Below are 21638 nucleotides of genomic sequence, written 5' to 3'. Positions count from 1 at the left end.
GAAGAGCGCCTAGTCCACGGCCCGGATCAGCTTCCGTTCCAGAACCCGCAGCACGGTGCGCAAATCATGGCCCCGACGCAGGATGCGGCCATCCATCCCGATCACACAGTACATCCCCTGTTTGGCCGCCATCTTGGGGCGCTTCTCGATGCGGTACATCGGTTGTTCTGCTGTCCGCCGGAACACCGAAAAGATCGCCACGTCGCGCAGGGACGAGATCCCGTAGTCCCGCCACTCCCCCGCAGCCACGAACCGACCATAGAGCGATAAAATCACCGACAGTTCGGTGCGGTGAAAGTGGACTTGGTCGGGGGCGGGGCGCGCGGGAACGGGGCTTTGCACTGTCATGGGGGAACAGTGGTGCGCCGAGGGCCCCAGATCAAGATTAAGCGCGCGTTAATCCTGCCTCTGTCTCGCCCAGAAATGACCCGAGATCGATCACAGCAGAACCCGAGATTCGCCCGACGTCAGCATCATACCGGTGTCAGTAGGAGCGAAAGCTCAAGTCACCCGGCGCGGCGCATCCTAGCCCCCACCCAGTGTGTCGCGTCGGGGACACTACTCCCCAATCCCCGTGGGGTTCGAAGTTCAGGCCCCGTCCGACATGGACGGGGCCGCTTTCGTTTTGCCCCAGGCAAGCAAGGCTACCCCAGGGTCAGGACGGCGCGCGACGGGTCCGTCAGCCTAGGCGCGCACCAACTTTTCGTAGCTTTCGGCGATATCGCGGGTCATGGCGCCCACCTCAAAGTTGTAGTCGCCAATTTGACCCACCGGCGTTACCTCGGCGGCGGTCCCGGTCAGCCAGCACTGCTCAAAGCCCTCAAGCTCTTCGGGCATGATGTGGCGTTCGTGGACCTTGATCTGACGGTCGCGCAACATGCCCAAAACGGTCTGACGGGTGATTCCGTTCAAGAAGCAATCGGGGTCCGGCGTGTGCACCTCACCGTCTTTGACGAAGAAGATATTCGCCCCCGTCGCCTCGGCCACATAGCCGCGATAGTCAAACATCATCGCGTCCGAGCAGCCCTTCGCCTCGGCGGCGTGTTTGGACATGGTGCAGATCATATAGAGGCCAGCGGCCTTGGCGTGGCTGGGCGCCGTCTCGGGCGAGGGGCGCTTCCACTTGGCGATATCCAGCTTTGCGCCCTTCATCTTGGCATCACCATAGTAATTTCCCCAAGCCCAGGTCGCCACGGCCATGCGGACAGGGTTCCGCGCCGAGGACACGCCCATGTCTTCGCCCGCACCGCGCCAAGCCAGCACGCGGACATAGGCGTCTTCGAAGCCATTGGCACGCATGGTCTCATATTTGGCGGCCTCGATCTCATCGACCGTCCAGGGGATTTCCATGTCCAACTGGCGACCGGATTCGATCAAGCGCTCGGAGTGGCGGCGCGATTCGAAGATCTTGCCGGAATAGGCCCGCTCCCCCTCGAAGACGGCGCTGGCGTAATGCATCGCATGGGTCAGCAGATGCACATTGGCATCGCCCCAGTCGACCAACTTACCGTCCATCCAAATCTTACCCTCAAGCTCGGCATAGGACCCAGCCATCGCACCCTCCATCCCTATTGTTTCGCACAAATGCCCGCATCGGACATAAAGTTGCGTCAAAATCCACCGTGGCTAACAATCCGGCCTTGGAATGTCAATATCGCTGACGTAGTTTCCCCACAAACTGGGGGACAGATATGGCCGACGATCGCAGAGACAGCGACTCCCTGCTTTTCTTGACGGACGAGCAGTTGCGGCGCGCCATCGAAGCCATGTTCTTTGCCTATCGCGGCTTCACGGCGGACCCGGACCGGATCCTTGCGGACATGAACTACGGCCGGGCGCACCACCGCGCGATCCACTTCATTCAGCGGTCACCGGGCACGACCGTCAACAACCTGCTGACCATCCTGGGGGTGACGAAGCAATCGCTCAACCGCGTGCTGCGCACCCTGGTGGAGGATGGCCTTGTCGAAAGCCGCGTGGGGCAGCGGGACCGGCGGGAACGGCACCTGCATCTGACCGACAAGGGGGCCGAGTTGGAGGCCGCGCTATCAAACGCCCAACGGGCGCGCATGCGCGCAGCCTTCAGCCAAGCGGGTCCGGATGCCGTCGCTGGATTTCGCCAGGTCCTTGAGCATATGATGGATCCCGAGTTGCGCCGCCTCTTTGCGGGCACCAAGGAAGGCGAGCGATGACGTTGGAGGAACCGGGCGCGCAGACCCACCAAGCCCATGTCCTATTGGTGGACGATGACGAACGCATCCGGTCGCTGCTGCAAAAGTTTTTGGTCCGCAACGGCTACCTCACGACCGCAGCGCGGGACGCAAACCATGCGCGGCGTCTGTTGGCGGGCTTGGATTTCGACATCGCGATCCTGGATGTGATGATGCCGGGGGAAAACGGCTTTGTCCTCTGTGCCGAAATCCGCGAAAGCCGCGAGATGCCGATCCTCTTGCTGACGGCCAAGGGCGAGACATCGGATCGTATCACGGGGCTTGAGGCGGGGGCAGACGACTATCTGTCGAAGCCCTTTGAGCCCAAAGAGCTGTTGCTGCGGCTGAAGGCCATCCTGCGCCGCGCACCGGCAAGCGGCGGCGCCATGCCGAAGATGCTGCAACTGGGCCCGATCCGCTACGACATGGAGCGGGGGGAGCTGTGGCAAGGCGGGGAGCCGGTGCGCCTGACCGCGACAGAGATGACACTGATGCGGATCTTCGCGGCCTCGCCCCATGAGGCGGTCAGCCGGACGACTTTGGTCGAAAAGCTGGGCCGCGACGGGGGCCAGACGAACGAACGGGCCGTAGACGTGCAAATCACCCGATTGCGTCGCAAGCTGGAGGCGGATCCGAAGCAGCCCAGGTATCTGCAAACCGTGCGGGGCGAAGGATACATGTTGGCACCCGATTGAGGGGACGGGCCGGGGGCCAGCCCCCGGACCCCCGGCATATTTTTGGAACATCGAACGAGGGAGGCCCTGCGCCATGACCCTGCTGATCACGCATCCCGATGCGCTCGACCACGTTAACCCGCCGGGCCACCCGGAGCAGGTCGCGCGGTTGCGCGTGATCCTGGAGGCTTTGGACGGCATGGATCTGGAGCGTCGAGAGGCCGTGGAGGCGACCGATGAGCAGCTGCTGCGGTGCCATCCCGCTGAGTATCTCGACGCGATTGCAGGTGCCGTTCCGAGCGAGGGCTGGGCGCAACTGGATGCGGATACGTTTCTGTCCCCGGGGACCTGGCGCGCGGCGCGTTTGGCGGCCGGGGCCGCCGTCCAAGCTGTCGACGCCGTCATGGGCGGGGCGCCCAATGCATTTGTCGCCATGCGTCCACCGGGGCACCATGCCGAAACGCAGACCCCCATGGGGTTCTGTACCCTGGGGAATGTGGCCATTGCCGCCAAACACGCGCTGGACGGACATAGGGTGTCCCGCGTGGCCGTGGTGGATTTTGACGTCCATCATGGGAATGGGACCCAGGATCTTCTGTGGGATGAGCCCCGGGCGCGGTTCTATTCGACCCATCAGATGCCGCTCTGGCCTGGCTCTGGCGCCCCGTCGGACCAAGGCGCCCATGGGAATGTGGTGAACCTGCCCCTGCCACCGAACTCCGACGGGCGGGCCTTTCGCAAAGCCATGGAGGATGTGATCCTCCCCGGCCTGGACACGTTTGCGCCGGAGTTATTGTTCATCTCGGCCGGTTTCGATGCCCATCGGGCGGATCCCTTGGCCCAATTGAACTGGACAACCGAAGACTTCGCCTGGGCAACCGAGCGGCTGTGCGATGTGGCGGACCAGCACTGCGCGGGCCGGGTGGTGTCATGCCTGGAAGGCGGCTATGACCTCGTTGCGCTGGCCGAAGCGGTCGCCGCGCATGTGGACGTGTTGAGGAGGCGCGGCGATGGCTGACGATGTGACATCCCTAAGTTTCGAACAGGCCATTGCCGAGTTGGAGCAGGTCGTCACCCGGCTCGACAGCGGCGATGTGCCCTTGGACGAGTCGATCAAGCTCTATGAACGGGGCGCGGCGTTGAAGGCCCATTGCGAAGCCAAGCTGAACGACGCCGATGCAAAGGTCCGGCAAATCACCCTCGACGCGAAGGGCCAGCCCACTGGCACCACGACGCCCGAGGGAGCATGAGCTTTCAGAACGACCTAACCCGCGCACAGGCCGAGGTTCAGGAAGAATTAGACAGGCTGCTGGCGGCGTTCGGCGAAGACCCGGTCGCCGAGGCGATGCGCTATGCCACGCGGGGTGGCAAACGGCTGCGCGCCTTTCTGGCGCTGGAATCGGCGGCCTTGTTCAACGTCCCCCGCGCCCGCGCCCTGCGGGTCGCGGCAGCCATTGAGTGCGTTCACGCCTATTCACTCATCCACGACGACCTGCCCTGCATGGATGACGACGACCTGCGGCGCGGGCAACCCACGGTGCATCGAAAATGGGATGAGGCCACGGCCGTCCTGGCCGGGGATGCCTTGCAAACCCTGGCGTTCGAGATTGTGGCCGATCCTGCGACACATCCGGACGGTGCCGTCCGGGCGGAGCTGGTCCTGACGTTGGCGCAGGCGGCGGGCGGCGGCGGAATGGTTTTGGGGCAAGCCCTGGACATCGCGGCGGAGACCGCTGAGGCCGCGCTGACGCTTGAGCAGATTTCCGAGTTGCAACGGCTCAAGACCGGCCGCCTTCTGGAATGGCCTTGCAGGGCTGGGGCTTTGCTGGCCGGGGCGGATCCGGCGCCGCTATTGGAGTACGCAGCCAAGCTGGGGCTGGCGTTTCAGATTGCCGACGACCTGCTGGACGTGGAAGGCGACTCCGAGAAGGCAGGCAAAGCGCTGCGCAAGGATGCCGAGGCTGGCAAAGCGACCTTTGTGTCGCTGCTGGGGGTCGAGCCCGCGCGGGCGGAGGCTGACAAGTTAATCGAACAGGCCAAGATGTCACTTTTGATTTACAGTCCAAAGGGCGCTACGCTGGCCGATACCGCCCGTTATGTGGTGACTCGCGATAGGTAAGACCCAATGACCGACCGACCCAAAACCCCGCTTCTCGACCGTATCGCTGGCCCCGCTGACCTACGCGCCCTGCCAGACCGGGACCTCGCGCGTGTGGCCGATGAACTGCGATCCGAGACGATTTGGTCGGTGAGCCAGACGGGCGGTCACCTGGGCGCGGGCTTGGGCGTGGTGGAACTGACGGTCGCGCTCCATGCTGTGTTCAACACGCCCCGCGACAAGCTGATCTGGGACGTCTCGCACCAGTGCTATCCCCACAAGATCCTGACCGGTCGGCGGGAAAGGATGCACACCATTCGTCAAAAGGACGGGCTGTCGGGCTTCACCAAACGCTCGGAGAGCACCTACGACCCCTTTGGGGCGGCTCATTCCTCCACCTCGATCAGTGCGGCGCTCGGATTTGCCATGGGACGGGAATTGGGCGCGGATGACGTGGGCGATGCCATCGCGGTCATCGGGGATGGGGCCTTGTCGGGCGGTATGGCCTATGAGGCCCTGAACCACGCAGGCCATCTGAAGAAGCGCCTCATCGTAATCTTGAACGACAATGAGATGTCCATCGCGCCACCGGTCGGCGCCATGTCGTCCTACCTGAGCCGTCTCTATGCCGGGGCGCCATTTCAGGAGTTCAAGGCCGCCGCCAAGGGTGCGGTCGGCCTGCTGCCCCCACCCCTGCAAGAGGGGGCGAAGCGCGCCAAAGAAATGCTCAAGGGCATGACCGTTGGCGGGACTCTGTTCGAGGAGTTGGGCTTCAGCTACGTCGGCCCCATCGACGGCCACGACATGGACCAGCTGACCCAGGTTCTGCGCACGGTAAAGGTGCGGGCGACGGGGCCGATACTGATCCATGCGATCACCCAAAAGGGCAAGGGTTTTGCCGAACATCGCGCCGACCGGGGCCATGCCACCGCCAAGTTCGACGTGGCCACCGGTGAGCAAAAGAAGGCGCCGTCGAACGCGCCGTCCTACACCAAGGTCTTTGCCCAAAGCCTGATCCAAGAAGCCGCTGAGGACGACAAGATCGTCGCGATCACGGCGGCCATGCCAGATGGGACGGGCCTCAACCTGTTTGCCGAACGCTTCCCGGCCCGTTGTTTTGACGTGGGCATTGCGGAACAGCACGGGGTGACCTTCTGCGCGGGGCTTGCCGCTGCGGGGATGCGGCCCTTCTGCACGATCTATTCGACGTTCCTGCAACGGGGCTACGACCAGGTGGTCCACGATGTGGCGCTGCAGAACCTGCCGGTCCGCTTCGCCATCGACCGCGCCGGTCTGGTAGGGGCTGACGGGGCCACCCATGCGGGCAGCTTCGACACGGCCTATCTCGCAAACCTGCCGAACATGGTGGTGATGGCCGCCGCCGATGAGGCGGAGCTTCGGCATATGGTGGCCACAGCCGCCCGGCACGACAGCGGACCCATCGCGTTCCGCTTCCCCCGTGGTGAAGGCGTCGGATGCGAGATGCCCGAACGGGGTGAGCCGCTGGAGATTGGGAAAGGCCGCATCGTGCATGAGGGCGAACAGGTCGCAATCCTGTCGTTCGGCGCGCGGCTGGCCGAGATTGAACAGGCGCGCGAAGCCTTGGTCGCCCGGGGGATCACACCTACGGTCGCCGATGCCCGCTTTGCGAAGCCCCTGGACCGCGACCTGATCCTGGATCTGGCCGCGCGCCATGATGCGCTGATCACCATTGAAGAAGGTGCCGTGGGCGGATTTGGCAGCCACGTCGCGCAGCTTTTGTCGGACGAAGGTGTCTTCGATACCGGCTTGCGGTTCCGGTCCATGGTCCTGCCCGATGCGTTCATCGACCAAGCAGGCCCGCGGGACATGTATGCAAAAGCCGGTCTGAATGCCGAGGACATTGAGGCAAAGGTCCTGTCTGTCCTTGGGATCGAAGTGTTAACGAAGCGCGCCTGAGATCCCGCTCGGGCGTCGCTTGCGACGTTTGCCTGGCTCAGGCGACCGCAGGTAATCCTTAGAAACGAAAACGGCGGCCCAAAGGCCGCCGGTTCCAACATCTCTGACCTAATCAGATCAGTTCGTGCCGCCAGTCGCGCCGGGCGTCGTCGTCGTGGTCGTACCGGAGGACGAACCGCCAGCCAGGGCGCCGACCAGCACCAGAGCGCCAAAACCGATGGCTGCCGCGCCAGCAGTGCTCAGACCGCCGCCGACCAGAACGGTGGTTTCGGTAGTCGCAGCTGCGCCAGCGGTGGCTTCCGCTTGCTGGGCCGTGGCGGCGAGGGGGGCGACGGCGAGCAACGAGGCCGCCGAGATCGCGATAAACGTTTTCATTAGGATAACTCCGTCGGGTGTGTGCACGGCATAACGCCTAAAAGAAGGAGGAAGCCTGTTCAAGCGGCGTCCGCCCGCTTTCTATGCAAGGGCCCCTTTGCGGCGGGTTCTCGCCGAGAACTGTTGCTGCAACGCAGCAATACTAACCATCTACCGCTTCAGAACGCTGACCTCGACGGCACCTACGGGATCGCTGATGCGTTCCAGGGATCGCCTGATGCTGCCTTGTGAGTCGATCCAATAGCGATTGGTGAAGTCCGGCCCGTCCCCCGTGCAGACTTCGTCATAGGCGGTTGTACGATATGACGTGCCGAAGAAGGTCAACGTCTCCGCCCCGACCGGCCGCACATCACAGAGGTATTGGATCGCCCGGACCTGTTCTTGCCCGTCGAGCACGTAATTGATCCGGTGCACGTCTTGGCCGCCGCCTGCGCGCAGTGCCTCGGCCAAGGGCGCCACATCAGCCCCGTACAAATCGTTGCCTAAGGCGCGCGTTCCGACCAAAAGGCCGTCGCGCATAAAAATCGCTCCGCCTGCGGCATCACGCCATTGCACGGTATCGCCGTTGGTGGTCAGGGGGATCATCGTGAACGCGATATCGGTCCGCTGGACGACCACCATAAGAACGGGCGTCGGCGATTGCGCGATGGCGGCGCCTGTCAGCACGCGACGCGGGTCTGGCGCCTCGGCTGTTTGCCCACCGAGGGGAATGGCATCCAGCAGCCGCCCAAACGCCAAAGACACGACGGAATCGTCTGCGCCAGTGTCGGTGTTCGTCCCACCGCTGCAGGCAGCAAGGACACCAAGCCAAGCCGCACAGGCACACAGCCGCAGGGTACGTGATCGGATCATCGCCAAAACCGTCCCCATTCTTCGTTGATCTGAGGATCCGAGAGGCCCCGCACCTGAGGGTAGAGACGGTTGCGAATGTTGAGGCGCGCGCCCCCGTCCCGTTGCACCGGCCTCAGCAAGATCCCTGACGTCTCGCGGGAGGGCTGACCAATCAACCAGCTAACCGGGAAGTCCACGAAGAGGCCCTTGTCAAAGCTGCCCTCGCCAAAGTCTTCGGCACTGACGTTCGTCTGGGTCGCAAAGGCCCCCACGCGCCAGCCGTTGGAGAACTCCCGGGTCAAAGTGTAGGTGAGACCGCGATCCCCGGCCAGGTATTGGCCCACGTCCACTTGGCTGTGGAAACGGTTGCCGTGGTCGTAATAGGCCGAGACGAAAGCTGTCGTGGCCTCCAGATCTTGGAACGAGAACCGCTGATCGAAATCGCGCTGGCGGACACGGTTGACCTCAAGCCCGATGGCCAAGGGCGATTCAACCGGTTTCCACAAAAGCTCGGCCGAGACGCCGCCAAACTCGGTCTCTAATAGGCCACCGGATGCCCGGGCATACAGGTCCTTGCCGGGGCGCCAGAAGTATTCCGCGGTCAGGTAGGGGATGAAGGGGTCTTCGGTCCGCAGGAACTCGGGGCCATTGGTGCGAACCCTGGGTAGGACGGAGTTGCTCGCCCGGTTCGACTCATCGCGGTTCCCGACGATTTTCTGCTGAACCGCACCAGAGAACAGCAACCCCCGGACGGGCTCCCATGTGGCGGCGGCTTCGATGCCCAGGTCAAAGCGGAACGGCGCATCCGGGTCGAACAGCGCGTAGCCAAATGTGGGCCCGATACGCCAGTTGAAGCGAGGATAGGCCTCTTCGACGTAGCGCCGACCAGCGCGGGGGAGCGTTTCGGAGTCGACCAAGCCCGCCACCGCCTGCACCTCGGCGGTGCCGTTGGGGCGCATCTCGATGGCTTCGATGTCACTGCGGCGCAAAATGACCGCTCCGCTGCCGAGGCTGGTGTCTGTCTCAGGGATCAGAACGAAGGTCTCCACCGACGACGGGACCACAGCCGTCATGGCGCGGGCGGCGCGCCCAATGGCCTGGGCCTGGTTGCGATAGGTTGGATTGCGGAACCGTACCTCCGCCCGGTTTGCCGTGAGGTTGTAGGAGATCAGCTCCAACTCGGCTTCGTCGAGCAGCGCGGTCAAGGTCGTCCCGACCCCATTCTCGATCTGCTCATTGCCCACCCAAGCCGTCGTCCAGGCCTCAGGCACCTCATTCTGCGCGGGGCGCAATGTGACGGGGCGGGCGGCAGGTTCAGTGCCGGACGGGTTCAGCGGCCGCTTCGGGTTGAGCGAGAACTGCAGGTTGATCCCGACTTCGGTCCCGCCAATGGCATAGGCGGCCACGTTCACACCGGGACGCACCGCGTAATCCACGCCAAAGTTCAGCGGGATGTCGCGCGTAAAAATCCCGCGCTCCCTTTCTTCGCGGTAGGCGTCGGAGGAGTATTCCGCTTTCAGGGTCCAGCGGTCATTGGGGCGGTATTCCACCCCGGCGAACAAAGCCGCATCCCCGCGAAACCATTGGTTTGTCGAAAACGACCCTCCGCGCGACGAGACGTCAAATCCTGGCCGCGTCTCGAACCGGTCGCTGAGGACACCCAGGGGATTGGTAAAGCTATTGCTTGTGCCCAAGCGCCCCCATCCCAGGCCACCGGTCACTTTCCAGCGGTCGCCCAGCGATTTGGTCGCGACGAGGTATTCGCCGCTGAACAAGCTTGTACCGCCAAAGTCTTGCAACCCGACAGTCACCGCTGGCCGCAAGCGTCCTTCGCGGAACAACTGGTAGCGGATGTCAAAGCTGCGGTCGTAGGTTCGAATGAACTGACTGCCGACCTGGAGGAAATCCGGCAGCGTCGCGTATCTGAACACCCCTTGTAGCCGGTCCGTCAGTTGGAATGTCAGCTGCGTCCGCGCCACGCCGTTGGACAGGATGTAGACGCTTGTCACCAACTCGCCGTCGGGCTGCATCTCGGCGCTCGGCATGTCGATGAGACCGGGCACACCGTAGGTGTTGATCGAGCGAGACCGGATGTCTTCGTTCGCCAGAACCGGGGCAGCAATCCCCGCTGCCATCAGCACCGCAGAGGCAAAGGCCATTCGTCCCATCGGTCGCATCGCATCGGCCTTTCTGCGGTCGCCTCTTCCAGTCGGGTCGTTATCCTGCGTCCCGGATCGCAAGAGAAGGCCAATGAGGGAACTTGGGTCGGGCACTGTCTTGATTTTGCAACGCCCCACCAGCTAGAGCCGGGACGCAACCCTTTGACCAGACCGCCGCCGATGTCCCCGCCACTCCCACAACCGCGCCTCGCCCTGACCGGTGCAACAGGCCGTGTCGCCGCCTTGGTGCGACCGTTCCTCGACACAGCGACCTGGCTGACCCGGCAGGACGGGTTTGACGCAATCGCGGGCGCAGACGCGCTGATCTGTCTGGCGGGCGTGACGCGGGGGGATCGCAACACCCTGTCGAACAATACAAAAACCGCACTTGAGGGGTTGGAGGCTGGCGCGCGGCTGGGCGTCCCCCATGTTCTGATTTTGTCGTCCGCCGCGGTCTATGGACGGGCACCCAGCCCTTTGCGGGCGGACAAGGCACCCACCCCAGCGGCGCCCTACGGCGAAGCAAAGGCCCAGATGGAAGCGGCTGTCACAGGTTGGTGCAGCGAGCGGCCAGGGGGGCCCCGCGTCACCATTCTACGGCTTGGGAACGTCGCCGGGGCCGATGCGCTGCTCGGCAATATCTCGCCGGACGCACCGCCGACCCTGGATACCTGGCCGGATGGGCGCACCCCTCGGCGCAGCTACATCGGCCCGCGCAGCCTGGCCCATGTCTTTTGCAAGCTGGCCGTTTGCCCCGATGTGCCCCCGATTTTGAACGTCGCAGCCCCCGGCACAGTGGAGATGGCCGACCTTTTGCAGGCGGCGCAGCGGCCATGGACGACCGTGCCCGCCCCGCCAGAGGCAATCGCGGACGTCACATTGGACACCGCGCCCCTGTCCGCTTTGATCCCGCTTCCGGCGCAGGCCGCAACGGCCCAGGGCATGGTCGATGAGTGGCAGGAGGCCTTGGCATGACACCCGGAAAACGGCTCTTCGATATCTTGTTTTCGCTCTATCTGATGGCCTTTCTGGCCCCCGTGATTGCTGTCGTGACCTGGAAGGTCTGGCGCCAGGGCGATGGGCCGATCTTCTACGGCTCGGAGAGGATGCGTTCGGCCACGACGGGCTTTACGCTGTGGAAGTTTCGCACCATGGCGCCCGACCCGAACGACACCGGCGTCACAGGTGGGGACAAAGCCAACCGGATCACTCCACTGGGGGCGGCCCTGCGCAAACGACGGTTGGATGAGTTGCCACAGCTTTGGAACATCCTGCGCGGCGACGTCAGTTTCGTGGGCCCCCGCCCGCCCCTGCGCCGCTATGTGGAGATGTTCCCAGACCTCTACGGGGAGGTGCTGCAATCCCGTCCAGGCGTGACCGGTTTGGCCAGCTTGATCTACGCGCCCCATGAGGAACGCATCCTGGAGGCCTGCGACACAGCTGCTGAAACGGAGGCCGCCTACATCCGCCGGTGCATCCCCGCCAAGGCAAAGCTGGACCTGCTGTATCAGCGCAACCAATCGTTCTGGTTGGACGTGAAGCTGATTTCCTGGACGACCGCCAAGTTCTTCCCCCGTCGCATCCGCCCGATGCGCAAGGGGCGATACGTCTGACCCTTGGGCGGGAAGGGTCTACTTGGGACCTTCACCTCGCTCGGCCAGTTGCCCCTCGATTGCCTTCAGACGCTCCAGCACTTCGTCGCGGTAGGCGTCCGTGGCCGCGTTGCTCTCCTCAGCATGGGCGTCTTGCATGGAATTCACGATCAAACCGACCAGCAGGTTCACCACCGCAAAGGTCGTGACCATGATGAACGGCACGAAAAACAGCCAAGCATGGGGATACACCTCCATCACCGGGCGCACGATCCCCATGGACCAGGACTCCAAGGTCATGATCTGGAACAGGCTGTAGCCAGAGGACCCGAGATCGCCAAACCACTGGGGAAAGGACGTCCCGAACAGCTTGGTGGCCATGACAGCCGCGATGTAAAAGATGATCCCCATCAGCAGAAACACACTGCCCATGCCCGGCAGCGCGGTTACGAAGCCCTCCACCACGCGTCGCAGGCGCGGAAAGACCGACACAATGCGCAGCACGCGCAGGATCCGAAGGGCGCGCAACACGCTGAATGGCCCCGCATTTGGCACCAAGGCAATGGCCACGATGGCAAAGTCGAACAGGTTCCACCCCTGGGTCCAAAAGCGCCGCCCCTGGGCAATCATCTTCAGGACCAATTCAACCACGAAAACCGCAAGACAGGCCTGGTCGACCGCAACCAGGACCGGGCCAATGCTCTCCATCACGGGGGGCACGGTTTCCAGACCCAGGACGATGGCGTTCACGACGATCACGCCGATGATGGCGTTGGCGACGATGGGGCGGTTCAACAGGGCGTCGAGCTTGGCACGAGTCATGGGCAGCGGTCAGGTCCGGGTAAAGTGGGTCACCAACTCGATATGCGGTGACCAGCGGAATTGGTCCACCACCGTTATCGCCCCCATGTGCCAACCGGCGGCGATCAGAACGGCTGCATCCCGGGCAAAGGTCGTGGGATTGCAACTGACGAAGGCGATGCGCGCCACCCCACTGCGCGCCAGTTCAGCCACCTGCGCTTCGGCCCCGGCGCGGGGCGGGTCGATGATCGCACTGTCGAACCGGGCAAGATCCTCGGGCAACATCGGGTTGCGAAACAAATCCCGGACCTCAGCGGTGATCGCTTTAAGACCGCTGGCCCGGGCGGCACCCTGGCCCAGGGCCTCCATCAGGCCCCTGTCGCCCTCCACCGCATGAACAGGTGCGATTTGCGCCGCGGGAAAGCTAAACGTCCCACACCCGGCAAACAGATCGACCACCCGCGTAGCCCCATGCAGACTGCGCAGAACCTCTGTGACCAGCGCCGCCTCCCCCTCGGGGGTTGCCTGCAGAAACGCGCCAGGTGGGGGCACAACCCGGGCCGGTCCAATGGGTTGCCAGGGGGCTGCGGATTGCAGCGCAGGCTCGCCATTCCACGTGATCCGCGCGAAGGCCGTCGCAAAGGGCGCCAGCAACACCATCAGGTTTCGGTCCAAGGCCCGCGCGCCCTCAACGGCCAGATCCAAGCCCACGGGCGATTGGGTGACGTGCAAGGTGACTTCTGCCCCCCGGGGCGCCGCCAACCGCGTCACCTGTTCCAGCGCGGGCAAAGCCGCCAAGATATCCGGGTGAAGGATGCGACACTCAGGGATGGCCACGATCTCTTCGCCCGCGCGCACGTGGAAGCCAAGCTGCGCCCCTTTGCGGGTCTTCCGCCCAGAGAGCGCGGCCCGACGACGCGTTGCGGGCGACGAGGTCTCGATCCGCGACACCTCCGCCTCGATGCCCGCACGGGCCATGACGTCGCGGACGCGGTCCTGCTTCCACTGGGCGACGAAGACGTCGCTGGCGTGCTGCAAGGCGCAGCCCCCACAGCGTTTGAAGTGGGGACACGGCGCCGCAACCCGGTCCGGGCTGGGCATGATGATCTTTGGCTCGGGAATACGATCCCCGATTTGGACGCCGGTCACCACCTCACCGGGCAACGTGCGCGGAATGAACACCTCCCCCGCGATCCCATCGCCCCGTTGCCCCAACCGGTCTATGGTCCACTCAGCGGTCATACCTGACATGTGTGGGGGGCCGACAGCGATCCCTCGATCAAACGCAGTTCACTCTGCTGCCACATCTTCTACCCCGATAAAGCCGCCCGATTGACGGTCCCAGTATCGGGCATAGGTGCCGCCCTTGGCCAGCAACTCTCGGTGGGTGCCCTGTTCGACGATGCGCCCGGCATCCATGACAACGATCCGGTCCATGCGAGCGATGGTTGACAACCGATGGGCGATGGCGATGACGGTCTTGCCCTCCATCACCCGCTCCAGCGCGGTCTGGATCGCGGCCTCCACCTCGGAATCGAGCGCGCTCGTTGCCTCATCCAACACCAAGACGGGTGCGTCCTTCAGGATGGCGCGGGCCAAGGCAATGCGCTGGCGCTGACCACCCGACAGCTTTACGCCACGCTCCCCCAGAAACGCCTCGTAGCCAGTGTTGCCCTTGTGATCGCGCAAGTCTTCGATGAAGTCATGGGCCTCAGCCCGTTTGGCCGCATCGATCATCTCAGCCTCGGTCGCGTCGGGTCGACCGTATAGGATGTTGTCCCGGGCCGAGCGATTGAACATCGCCGTCTCTTGCGTGACCATCCCGATCTGACGGCGCAGGCTATCCTGGCTGACGTGGCGGAGGTCATGCCCGTCGAGGGTAACGCGCCCCGCCTCTGGATCGTAGAGCCGCAAGAGCAGCGACACGAGCGTCGACTTACCCGCGCCAGAGGCCCCCACGACGCCCAGCTTTTCGCCTGGATGCACGTGCAACGACAGGCCCTCGATCCCACCCTGGCTGCGCCCGTAGCTGAAATCGACCCCTTCAAACCGGATGTCACCCCGGACCTCGGTCAGGGTTGTCGCATCCTCCGCATCCGTGAGCGTATGGAGGTGGGCCAGCGTTAGCATCCCATCCTCAACCTCACCCACGTTCGCATAGAGCCCCATCAGTGTGAAGGAGACCCAGCCTGTCATCTGGCTCAGCCGGAAGCTGATCGCCCCAGCCGCCGCGATATCGCCGGCACTGGCCGCGCCTGCTTGCCACAGCAAAACCGCGCCCCCGATCATCAGGATCGGCAACAGACCCGCCACGAACATCAGCGTGAAACGAAACGCCGTGGACATGCGCCCAAAGTCCAGCGCCTTCTCCCGCAGCTTGCCCATGGCATCCAGTGCCGCTCGGTCTTCGTGGTCGGAATGGCCGAACAGTTTGACGGTCTTGATGTTGGTGATCGTATCGACGACCTGGCCCGTGACCATGGCCCGTGCCGCCGCCCGCGCCTTAGACCGCACCCGGATACGCGGCATGAAGAAGCGGAACATGGCCACATAGCCGATCAGCCAGACGCCCAGAGCCAGGGCGATGCGCCAGTCAATCGCAAACATCAGGATTACCGACCCGATCAGCGACGCCGAAGCAAAGGCCACGACATTGATGAACTCGCTTGTGACCTCGGTCACGGCGCGGGCTGTCTGCATCTGCTTGGTGGCAATCCGCCCGGCGAAATCGTTGTCGAAAAAGGTCACCGATTGCCCAAGCGTCCAGCGATGCAGGCGCGACTGGACCAGCGGATAGATATTTGGCGCCACCGTAATCCCGTTGAACGCGGCCGACGTGCCAAAAACCAGCGGGCGGATGGCGACATAGAACGCCAGAAACCCCGCAAACAGCAGGGCATTGCGCGCGAAATAGTCATCGCCTGGATTGGCCACGCTATCGACGATGGCGCCCAAAAAGAACGCCGTCGCGATTTCCGTCGTCCCCGCCAGGGCCGAGACGCCAAAGGCCACGATCAGCGCGGGCCAAGCGCCCGACATGCACCACCGCAGAAACGCAAACAGCTCGCGCGGGGGCGGCCCTTCGGACCGGGCGAAGGGCGCAAAGAAGGTGGCAAAGCGGTTGGCAATCACGGTGATCATTCCGCCGCCTCCGTATTGATGAACCCGCCCGACTGCCGCGCCCAGAACGCCGCATAGAGCCCGCCCTGGGCCAGCAGCGCGTCATGGGTGCCTTCCTCAATCACGCGGCCCTCGTCGATGACGATGATCCGGTCCATGGCCGCAATGGTGGACAAACGGTGTGCGATTGCGATGACCGTCTTGCCCTCCATCATGCCATAGAGCGTGTCTTGGATGGCGGCCTCCACCTCAGAATCCAGCGCGCTTGTCGCCTCATCCAGCACCAAAACCGGCGCATCCTTCAGGATCACGCGGGCTAGGGCAATGCGCTGCCGCTGACCGCCGGACAGTTTGACACCGCGCTCTCCCACCTGGGCGTCGTAGCCACCGCGCCCCTCTGGGTCTTCCAGCGCGCAGATGAAGTCATGGGCCTGGGCTTTGGCGGCGGCGGCCTCAACCTCGGCCTGGGTCGCGTCAGAGCGCCCATAGCGGATGTTTTCCGCCACCGACCGATGCAACAGGGACGAATCTTGCTGAACCATCCCGATGGCATGGCGCAGGCTTTCCTGGGTCACGGAGGCGATGTCCTGTCCGTCGATCTCGATCCGGCCCCGCTCCGGGTCGTAGAACCGCAGCAGCAACTTGACCAAGGTTGATTTGCCAGCGCCCGAGCGCCCGATCACACCGACCTTTTCGCCAGGTGCCACGCGCAGCGTCAGATCTGTCACGCCGCCCTGCGTCCCGCCGTAGTGATGGGTGATCCCCTCGAAGGTGAGCGCCCCCTGGGTCAGCGCCAAGGGCCGCGCTCCGTCCGCATCGGTCAGGCGAATGGGCTGGGCGATGGTTTCCATCCCCTCCTCCACCACGCCGAGCGAACGGAAGAACGAAGTCAGCGCCCACATGATCCATCCGGTCATGGCGTTCAGCCGTAGCACCAGCGCCGTCGCCGCCGCCACCACGCCGACCGAAGCCGTGCCCTGCACCCAGAGCATTACGCCCCAGCCCACGACCCCCACGATCAGCAGGCCGTTCAGGACGACCAGGGCCACGTCCATGATGGTAAAGATCCGCATCTCGGCGGCAAAGGTCCGACGCGTCGTCTCGATGGCGTCCTTGGCATAGGACAGCTCTCGCCCCTCATGGGCGAACAGCTTGACTGAATGGATGTTCGTATAGGCGTCCACCACGCGCCCCGTTGTCATCGACCGTGCATCGCTGCTGGCCTTGGAGGCCGGACCGACCCGCAGGATCGTCCAACGCACGAGCACCCCATAGAGAACCACCCAGATGCTCAGCGGGATCAAAAGGCGCGGATCGGCCCCATAGAGCAGAATCCCCGCGCCGATCAGATAGGCGAGCGCGAAGGTGATCGCGTCAAAGACCTGGAACACAGCTTCACCGGCGGCAGGCGGCGCCTGCATGATCCGGTTGGCGATGCGGCCCGCGAAATCGTTCTCGAACCAGCCGACCGACTGCCGTAAAACGTGCTTGTGGGCCCGCCACCGCATCAACGTGCCGTAGTTCGGCAGGATCGTGTTGTTGAGCAGCAGCACATCGAGCCCCTGCAACGCGGGACGCACCAACAAGATGAACGCCGCGACGATGGCAAGCTCGGCCCCGTGGTCCGCCAGGAACGTGGCTGGCGTGCTGCCCGACAGCATATCCACGAGCCGTCCCATGTAGGAAATCAGCCAGATCTCAACGGCTGCCACCACCACCGACAGCAGCGCCGTATAGGCAAAAACCCGCGTGAAGGGACGGGAATAGCTGACCAAAAAGGGCCACAGCCGCGACGGGGGCGTGTCCTCCTCCCGGTACGCGGCATAGGGGTCGACCAGATTTTCGAAATATCTGAACATCTTGGAACCTCGGGCGGCGGGCGCTTCGCCAGGCCGCCCCCTCGATATAGAGGGTCAGGCCAAAAAAACCATGACGCCCGAGGCCGCCAGCGCCGTCGCCATGACGGTCGTAAAGATCCGCCAGGCGAGGGGCGTGCGCAGCAGATAGGCCAATAACGTCCCGGCAAACGTCCAAAAAAGGCACACGAACAGATTGATGCCGCTGAACGCGCTGCCGATGCGCAAAGCTTCCAGATGGGCGGGCAGATCGCTTGCGTAGCCGGAGGCCGCCGCCAGGGCCACGATCCAAATCTTAGGGTTCACCCATTGGAACAGGACCGCCTCGACAAAGGTGAAGGGCCGGTCTTTGCCCTCGGCCGCGGCCCCCTCGGATCGGAACAGCTTCCACGCCATCCAGAGGATCCAGGCCACCGCCAAAATCTGGAGCGTCAGTTTCAAACCCGGCACCGCCAGCAACAGCGCGCCGACCCCCAGCGCCGTCAGAGCAGAGGTGACGCCCACCCCAAAGGCCACCCCGAGAACATGAGGCAAGGTCGGTCGAAACCCAAAGCGCGCGCCCGAGGCCGTCAAGAGAATGACATTCGGTCCAGGTGTGAACAGCCCGGCAAAAACGAACAGATAGAGAGGGTCGACCATCGCACTGCCCTGCCCGCGGCCTGGGCACCGGGTCAAGCCTCAGGTGTCGGTTGAGGACGGTGCGTTGCGCGCAATCGCCACCAGTTGCGCCCGATCCATACCGCCGTCAGCTGCGCGCCACGCAGCCCGCGCCCGTGCCAGAGCCAAACCCAGGTCCGGGCCGGTGATCTCTGGCATCAGATCCTTGGCGACCAAGGGAAACCTGGCCTCCGCGCCGCGCCGCGCCAAGTCCAAGTCCGCCGTCGTTGGGGGCGTCCCGATCAGGGCTGCGCGCAGGCGGAGTGTGTCTTGACCGTCTGGACCCATAACATCCCCGACGGCGAAGGGCGCCAGGGTATCCCGCGCCGTTTGCGACACGTGGGCCAACCGTTTGGCGTCTGACTTGGACAGCCGCAGCCGATCCACCTGCCCCCCAAGGGCGGCCAGACGAACGACCCAATCGGAAACGCCCAGGTGGACCAAGGGCCCCAGCGCCGTCACGTCGCCTCCGGGCAACACCCGCGCTAAAACGCCAGCCTGCGCCATGGCGGCAACCGCAGGGGCTGGGTCGCGCGCCGCCAAGAGCTTGCGCATCTCCTGCCCGATCCGCTCGGCGCTGATCCGGTCCAGCCCCTCGGCCCCCGCAGCACAGGCAGCCAACCCATCCGCATCGATGCCCAGCGCCGGATCCCCGTACCAAGCCGTAAAGCGAAAAAACCGCAGGATCCGCAGATAATCCTCGGCGATGCGTGCGTCCGGGTCGCCGATAAAGCGCAGATGCCGCGCCCGCAGGTCGCCAAACCCGCCCAGTGGATCCACGACCGTGCCGTCTGCCCGCGCATAGAGCGCGTTCATCGTGAAATCCCGCCGTGCCGCATCCTCCGCCACGTCATCGGTAAAGGTGACCACGGCGTGGCGGCCATCCGTCTCGACATCGTGGCGAAAGGTGGTGACCTCGTGGGGAATGCCATCGGCCACGACCGTTATGGTGCCATGGTCGATGCCCGTGGGCACCGGATACATCCCCGCATCCCGTGCCAGATCCATCACCCGCTCGGGGCGCGCGTCGGTCGCAATATCAATGTCGGACACCGCCACGCCAAGCAGCGCATTCCGCACGCATCCGCCCACCGCCAGCGCATCATGGCCAGCGGTTGTGAGCATCGCCATAACCGCTTGGGTGGTCGGGGCCGTCAGCCAGGGTCCCGTCACCCTCACGGGATGCGCTCCACACTGTCAGCCAGACCTCGCAGGATCCGCGCCGTCGCGCCCCAGATGTAATAAGGTCCGTAGGGTACGGCATAGAACCGGCGCCACTGCCCCCGCCACCGCCGCCGTTCGACGGCGAAATGGGCTGGCGTCAGCACATGGGGCGCCGGGACGGTGAAGACTTCGTCGACCTCCCCAGGCTCAGGCACGACCGAAAAGCTGTCGATCAGGGCCAGAACCGGCGTCACGGTGAACCCCGTCACGGTCTCATGGGGCGGCAGGGGGCCGAGGATCTCGGCGGCATGACTTGGCAGGCCGACCTCTTCCCTCGCTTCGCGCAGTGCGGCCTGCACGGCGGTCTCGCCCGGCTCCGCCTTGCCACCGGGAAACGCGATCTGGCCCGGGTGGTGGCGAAGGCGTGAGGACCGTTTCGTCAGCATCAAGCGGAGCTGACCCCGGTCCAACAGAAAGGGAACCAACACCGCCGCATCCCGCAGGACGCGCCCCTCTGGCAGGACGGTCCCCGGATTGAGATCAAAATCCGAGGAGCCCTCCCCCAAATGGCCCAAGGCCGCCCGCAGCGCCTCAGGCGTCATCGGCCGCCTTCGTCGCCTCAAACCCGAGGGTTGCAGGGTCAAAGTCGTAATGGGCACCGCAAAACTGACAATCGGCTGTCACGCGGCCCTCGTCCGTCGTCATATGGGCGATGTCCTTCGCCGAATAGATCGACAGGCTTTGACGGACCTTGTCCGCGCTACAGGAGCACCCAAAACGGACCGGCTGAGGGTCAAAGACACGCGGCCCTTCCTCGTGGAACAGGCGTAGCAACAGGTCGGTTGGCGCGATGCTGGGGCCGATCAACTCCAACTCCTCGGTGGTGTCCAACAGCACATTCGCCCGGGTCCAGTTTTCGGCATCATCCCCGTCCAGCACATCGTTGGCCGTCAGAAGGCCGCCCTCCCCCGTGCCCCCGTCTTTGGCAAAGGGCGAGGCTTTCGGCATATGCTGGAGCATGACGCCACCCGCACGCCAGTGCTCCGAGGCGCCTGCCATCGTCGACCGACCGTAGGCCAAGGCAAACCGCGTCGGAAGCTGTTCGGACTGCGCGAAGTAGGTCTCGGCACAGGCTGACAAACTGCCACCCGCGATCGGTGTGATCCCCTGATACGGCGTCGTGTCCGGTCCCTGGTCGATCAGCACCGCGAAGTAGCCCTTGCCAATCAGATCGAAGGGGCGTTTGCCGGCCAAGACCTCTTCGGACAGCCGGGGCGCATCGAAACTGGCATAGGCCCGCATCCGCGCCGGTGCCCCGTCTTCGGTCGGGCCATAGTAGTCGGTCGCAATCAAACGCGCCGGACCGTCGCCGCGCACCTGCAGGGACAGCTTCCACCGCAGGTCGATGGTCTGACCGATCAAAGCCGTCAGCAAACACATCTCGGCCACCAATGCCTCGATGGCAGGTGGGTAGTCGTGCTGCTCTAGAACCTGCTCCAAAACACCATCGAGGCGCGCGACGCGACCCCGGATGTCAGCGGCATCTAGTTGAAAGGGCAGGACGGTATCATCCCAAAGAAGGGTTGTGGCGGTGTCAGTCATGGCGGGTTTTCCTGCTTTCCGGCTGTGGGCCGGTTTGGCATATGAGACGGGGATATAGGCGGCTCTGGCGCGGCCTCCAACCCCTGCCCTTGTCGGAGGCCCAGATGATCCCGCGCTACGGAGCCGCCCCACGCCCCGGCCACCACTACCGCCTGCGCCCCGGCGCCTATGCGATTGTGATGGTTGGGACGCATGTTCTGCTGACGGAACAGACCCTCGAAACAGGCGCGGAGATCCAGCTTCCCGGGGGCGGTATTGACCCCGGAGAGGCGCCTGTTCCGGCGTTGCATCGTGAGATCTATGAGGAAACGGGCTGGCACTGCCAGGTGATCCGACGCCTTGGGGCCTATCGGCGGTTCACTTGGATGGCAGAGTACGGCTTCCATGCGGAAAAGCTCTGCACGATCTACCTGGCGCAAGCCACCATGCGGATCGGCGCCCCGACAGAGAGGGGTCACAGACCGCTCCTGCTTGATCCGGCCGTCGCTTGTGATCGGATTGCCAATCCAGCTGACCGGCCGTTCCTGCGCGACGTAGCGCGACGCATGCAGCGATAGCAGC

At 64.2% G+C, this 21638-nt stretch carries 22 protein-coding genes; 9 read left to right on the top strand and 13 right to left on the bottom strand.

What is annotated here, in order from left to right:
- Positions 1-9: 9 nt before the first annotated feature.
- Together K5R33_RS15675 and K5R33_RS15670 are read right to left on the bottom strand one after the other, a co-directional pair.
- The gene (locus tag K5R33_RS15675; RefSeq protein WP_220750013.1) at positions 10-348 is read right to left on the bottom strand and encodes a DUF2794 domain-containing protein; all 339 of its coding nucleotides are present in this window, start codon (positions 346-348) and stop codon (positions 10-12) included.
- A gap of 336 nt (positions 349-684) precedes the next feature.
- Entirely contained in the window at positions 685-1554 is an 870-nt protein-coding gene (locus tag K5R33_RS15670) for a branched-chain amino acid aminotransferase (protein ID WP_220750012.1), read from the bottom strand.
- A 137-nt stretch (positions 1555-1691) separates the two neighbouring features.
- Between K5R33_RS15670 and K5R33_RS15665 the strand changes: the two genes are divergently transcribed.
- From K5R33_RS15665 to dxs, 6 genes are all read left to right on the top strand, one after another.
- Positions 1692-2192, top strand: a complete 501-nt coding sequence (locus K5R33_RS15665) for a MarR family winged helix-turn-helix transcriptional regulator (protein WP_220750011.1) — start codon at positions 1692-1694, stop codon at positions 2190-2192.
- On the top strand, positions 2189-2905 hold the full coding sequence (locus K5R33_RS15660; RefSeq protein ID WP_220750010.1) for a response regulator: 717 nt from the start codon (positions 2189-2191) through the stop codon (positions 2903-2905). Before K5R33_RS15665 ends, K5R33_RS15660 begins: the two co-directional genes overlap by 4 nt.
- 73 nt (positions 2906-2978) lie before the next feature.
- Complete coding sequence (locus K5R33_RS15655; RefSeq protein ID WP_220750009.1) at positions 2979-3902, top strand: histone deacetylase family protein; 924 nt, start codon at positions 2979-2981, stop codon at positions 3900-3902.
- Positions 3895-4134 (top strand): exodeoxyribonuclease VII small subunit, encoded by a 240-nt coding sequence (locus K5R33_RS15650; protein ID WP_220750008.1) that lies wholly within the window; start codon positions 3895-3897, stop codon positions 4132-4134. The genes K5R33_RS15655 and K5R33_RS15650 overlap by 8 nt, the downstream gene beginning before the upstream one ends.
- A complete protein-coding gene (locus K5R33_RS15645) occupies positions 4131-5003 on the top strand; it encodes a polyprenyl synthetase family protein (RefSeq protein WP_220750007.1) in 873 nt (290 codons plus the stop codon). The genes K5R33_RS15650 and K5R33_RS15645 overlap by 4 nt, the downstream gene beginning before the upstream one ends.
- 6 nt (positions 5004-5009) lie before the next feature.
- Positions 5010-6920, top strand: a complete 1911-nt coding sequence (gene dxs / locus K5R33_RS15640) for a 1-deoxy-D-xylulose-5-phosphate synthase (protein ID WP_220750006.1) — start codon at positions 5010-5012, stop codon at positions 6918-6920.
- A gap of 117 nt (positions 6921-7037) precedes the next feature.
- On the opposite strand, the gene K5R33_RS15635 is transcribed toward dxs, so the two are convergent.
- The 3 genes from K5R33_RS15635 to K5R33_RS15625 all read right to left on the bottom strand — a co-directional run bounded on the left by K5R33_RS15635 (position 7038) and on the right by K5R33_RS15625 (position 10285).
- Complete coding sequence (locus K5R33_RS15635) at positions 7038-7295, bottom strand: hypothetical protein (RefSeq protein ID WP_220750005.1); 258 nt, start codon at positions 7293-7295, stop codon at positions 7038-7040.
- A 150-nt stretch (positions 7296-7445) separates the two neighbouring features.
- Positions 7446-8147: a YjbF family lipoprotein gene (locus K5R33_RS15630; protein WP_220750004.1), complete on the bottom strand. Its 702-nt coding sequence runs from the start codon at positions 8145-8147 to the stop codon at positions 7446-7448.
- Positions 8144-10285 (bottom strand): YjbH domain-containing protein, encoded by a 2142-nt coding sequence (locus tag K5R33_RS15625; RefSeq protein WP_220750003.1) that lies wholly within the window; start codon positions 10283-10285, stop codon positions 8144-8146. The genes K5R33_RS15630 and K5R33_RS15625 overlap by 4 nt, the downstream gene beginning before the upstream one ends.
- 180 nt (positions 10286-10465) lie before the next feature.
- Here K5R33_RS15625 and K5R33_RS15620 point away from each other — a divergent pair, with 180 nt between their 5' ends.
- Both K5R33_RS15620 and K5R33_RS15615 read left to right on the top strand, forming a co-directional pair.
- On the top strand, positions 10466-11260 hold the full coding sequence (locus K5R33_RS15620) for an NAD-dependent epimerase/dehydratase family protein (protein WP_220750002.1): 795 nt from the start codon (positions 10466-10468) through the stop codon (positions 11258-11260).
- Complete coding sequence (locus K5R33_RS15615) at positions 11257-11898, top strand: sugar transferase (protein WP_220750001.1); 642 nt, start codon at positions 11257-11259, stop codon at positions 11896-11898. The genes K5R33_RS15620 and K5R33_RS15615 overlap by 4 nt, the downstream gene beginning before the upstream one ends.
- 18 nt (positions 11899-11916) lie before the next feature.
- Here K5R33_RS15615 and K5R33_RS15610 read toward each other — a convergent pair whose 3' ends face one another.
- From K5R33_RS15610 to hslO, 8 genes are read right to left on the bottom strand one after another with little or no spacing between them, the layout of a single operon-like run.
- Positions 11917-12699: an ion transporter gene (locus tag K5R33_RS15610; protein WP_220750000.1), complete on the bottom strand. Its 783-nt coding sequence runs from the start codon at positions 12697-12699 to the stop codon at positions 11917-11919.
- Between the two features lie 9 nt (positions 12700-12708).
- Positions 12709-13929: a class I SAM-dependent RNA methyltransferase gene (locus tag K5R33_RS15605; protein ID WP_255576480.1), complete on the bottom strand. Its 1221-nt coding sequence runs from the start codon at positions 13927-13929 to the stop codon at positions 12709-12711.
- A 39-nt stretch (positions 13930-13968) separates the two neighbouring features.
- The gene (locus K5R33_RS15600) at positions 13969-15819 is read right to left on the bottom strand and encodes an ABC transporter ATP-binding protein (RefSeq protein WP_220749999.1); all 1851 of its coding nucleotides are present in this window, start codon (positions 15817-15819) and stop codon (positions 13969-13971) included.
- A complete protein-coding gene (locus K5R33_RS15595) occupies positions 15816-17657 on the bottom strand; it encodes an ABC transporter ATP-binding protein (protein ID WP_220749998.1) in 1842 nt (613 codons plus the stop codon). The genes K5R33_RS15600 and K5R33_RS15595 overlap by 4 nt, the downstream gene beginning before the upstream one ends.
- A 54-nt stretch (positions 17658-17711) precedes the next feature.
- Positions 17712-18293, bottom strand: coding sequence for a LysE family translocator (locus tag K5R33_RS15590; protein ID WP_220749997.1), 582 nt, complete (start codon positions 18291-18293; stop codon positions 17712-17714).
- Positions 18294-18332: 39 nt separating this feature from the next.
- The gene (locus K5R33_RS15585) at positions 18333-19490 is read right to left on the bottom strand and encodes a CCA tRNA nucleotidyltransferase (protein ID WP_220749996.1); all 1158 of its coding nucleotides are present in this window, start codon (positions 19488-19490) and stop codon (positions 18333-18335) included.
- Complete coding sequence (locus tag K5R33_RS15580) at positions 19487-20077, bottom strand: CoA pyrophosphatase (RefSeq protein ID WP_220749995.1); 591 nt, start codon at positions 20075-20077, stop codon at positions 19487-19489. Before K5R33_RS15580 ends, K5R33_RS15585 begins: the two co-directional genes overlap by 4 nt.
- Positions 20067-21077 (bottom strand): Hsp33 family molecular chaperone HslO, encoded by a 1011-nt coding sequence (gene hslO / locus K5R33_RS15575; protein ID WP_220749994.1) that lies wholly within the window; start codon positions 21075-21077, stop codon positions 20067-20069. The genes K5R33_RS15580 and hslO overlap by 11 nt, the downstream gene beginning before the upstream one ends.
- A 104-nt stretch (positions 21078-21181) precedes the next feature.
- Between hslO and K5R33_RS15570 the strand changes: the two genes are divergently transcribed.
- Positions 21182-21634 carry an NUDIX domain-containing protein gene (locus K5R33_RS15570; RefSeq protein WP_220749993.1) on the top strand — a complete coding sequence of 151 codons (453 nt, stop codon included), beginning with the start codon at positions 21182-21184 and terminating at the stop codon, positions 21632-21634.
- Positions 21635-21638 lie beyond the last annotated feature (4 nt).

Origin of the sequence: Jannaschia pagri (assembly GCF_019655435.1) — a bacterium.
GTDB lineage: Bacteria > Pseudomonadota > Alphaproteobacteria > Rhodobacterales > Rhodobacteraceae > Jannaschia > Jannaschia pagri.
Note: the sequence above shows the minus strand (reverse complement) of the source record. Positions and strands in the feature narration are given on the sequence as shown.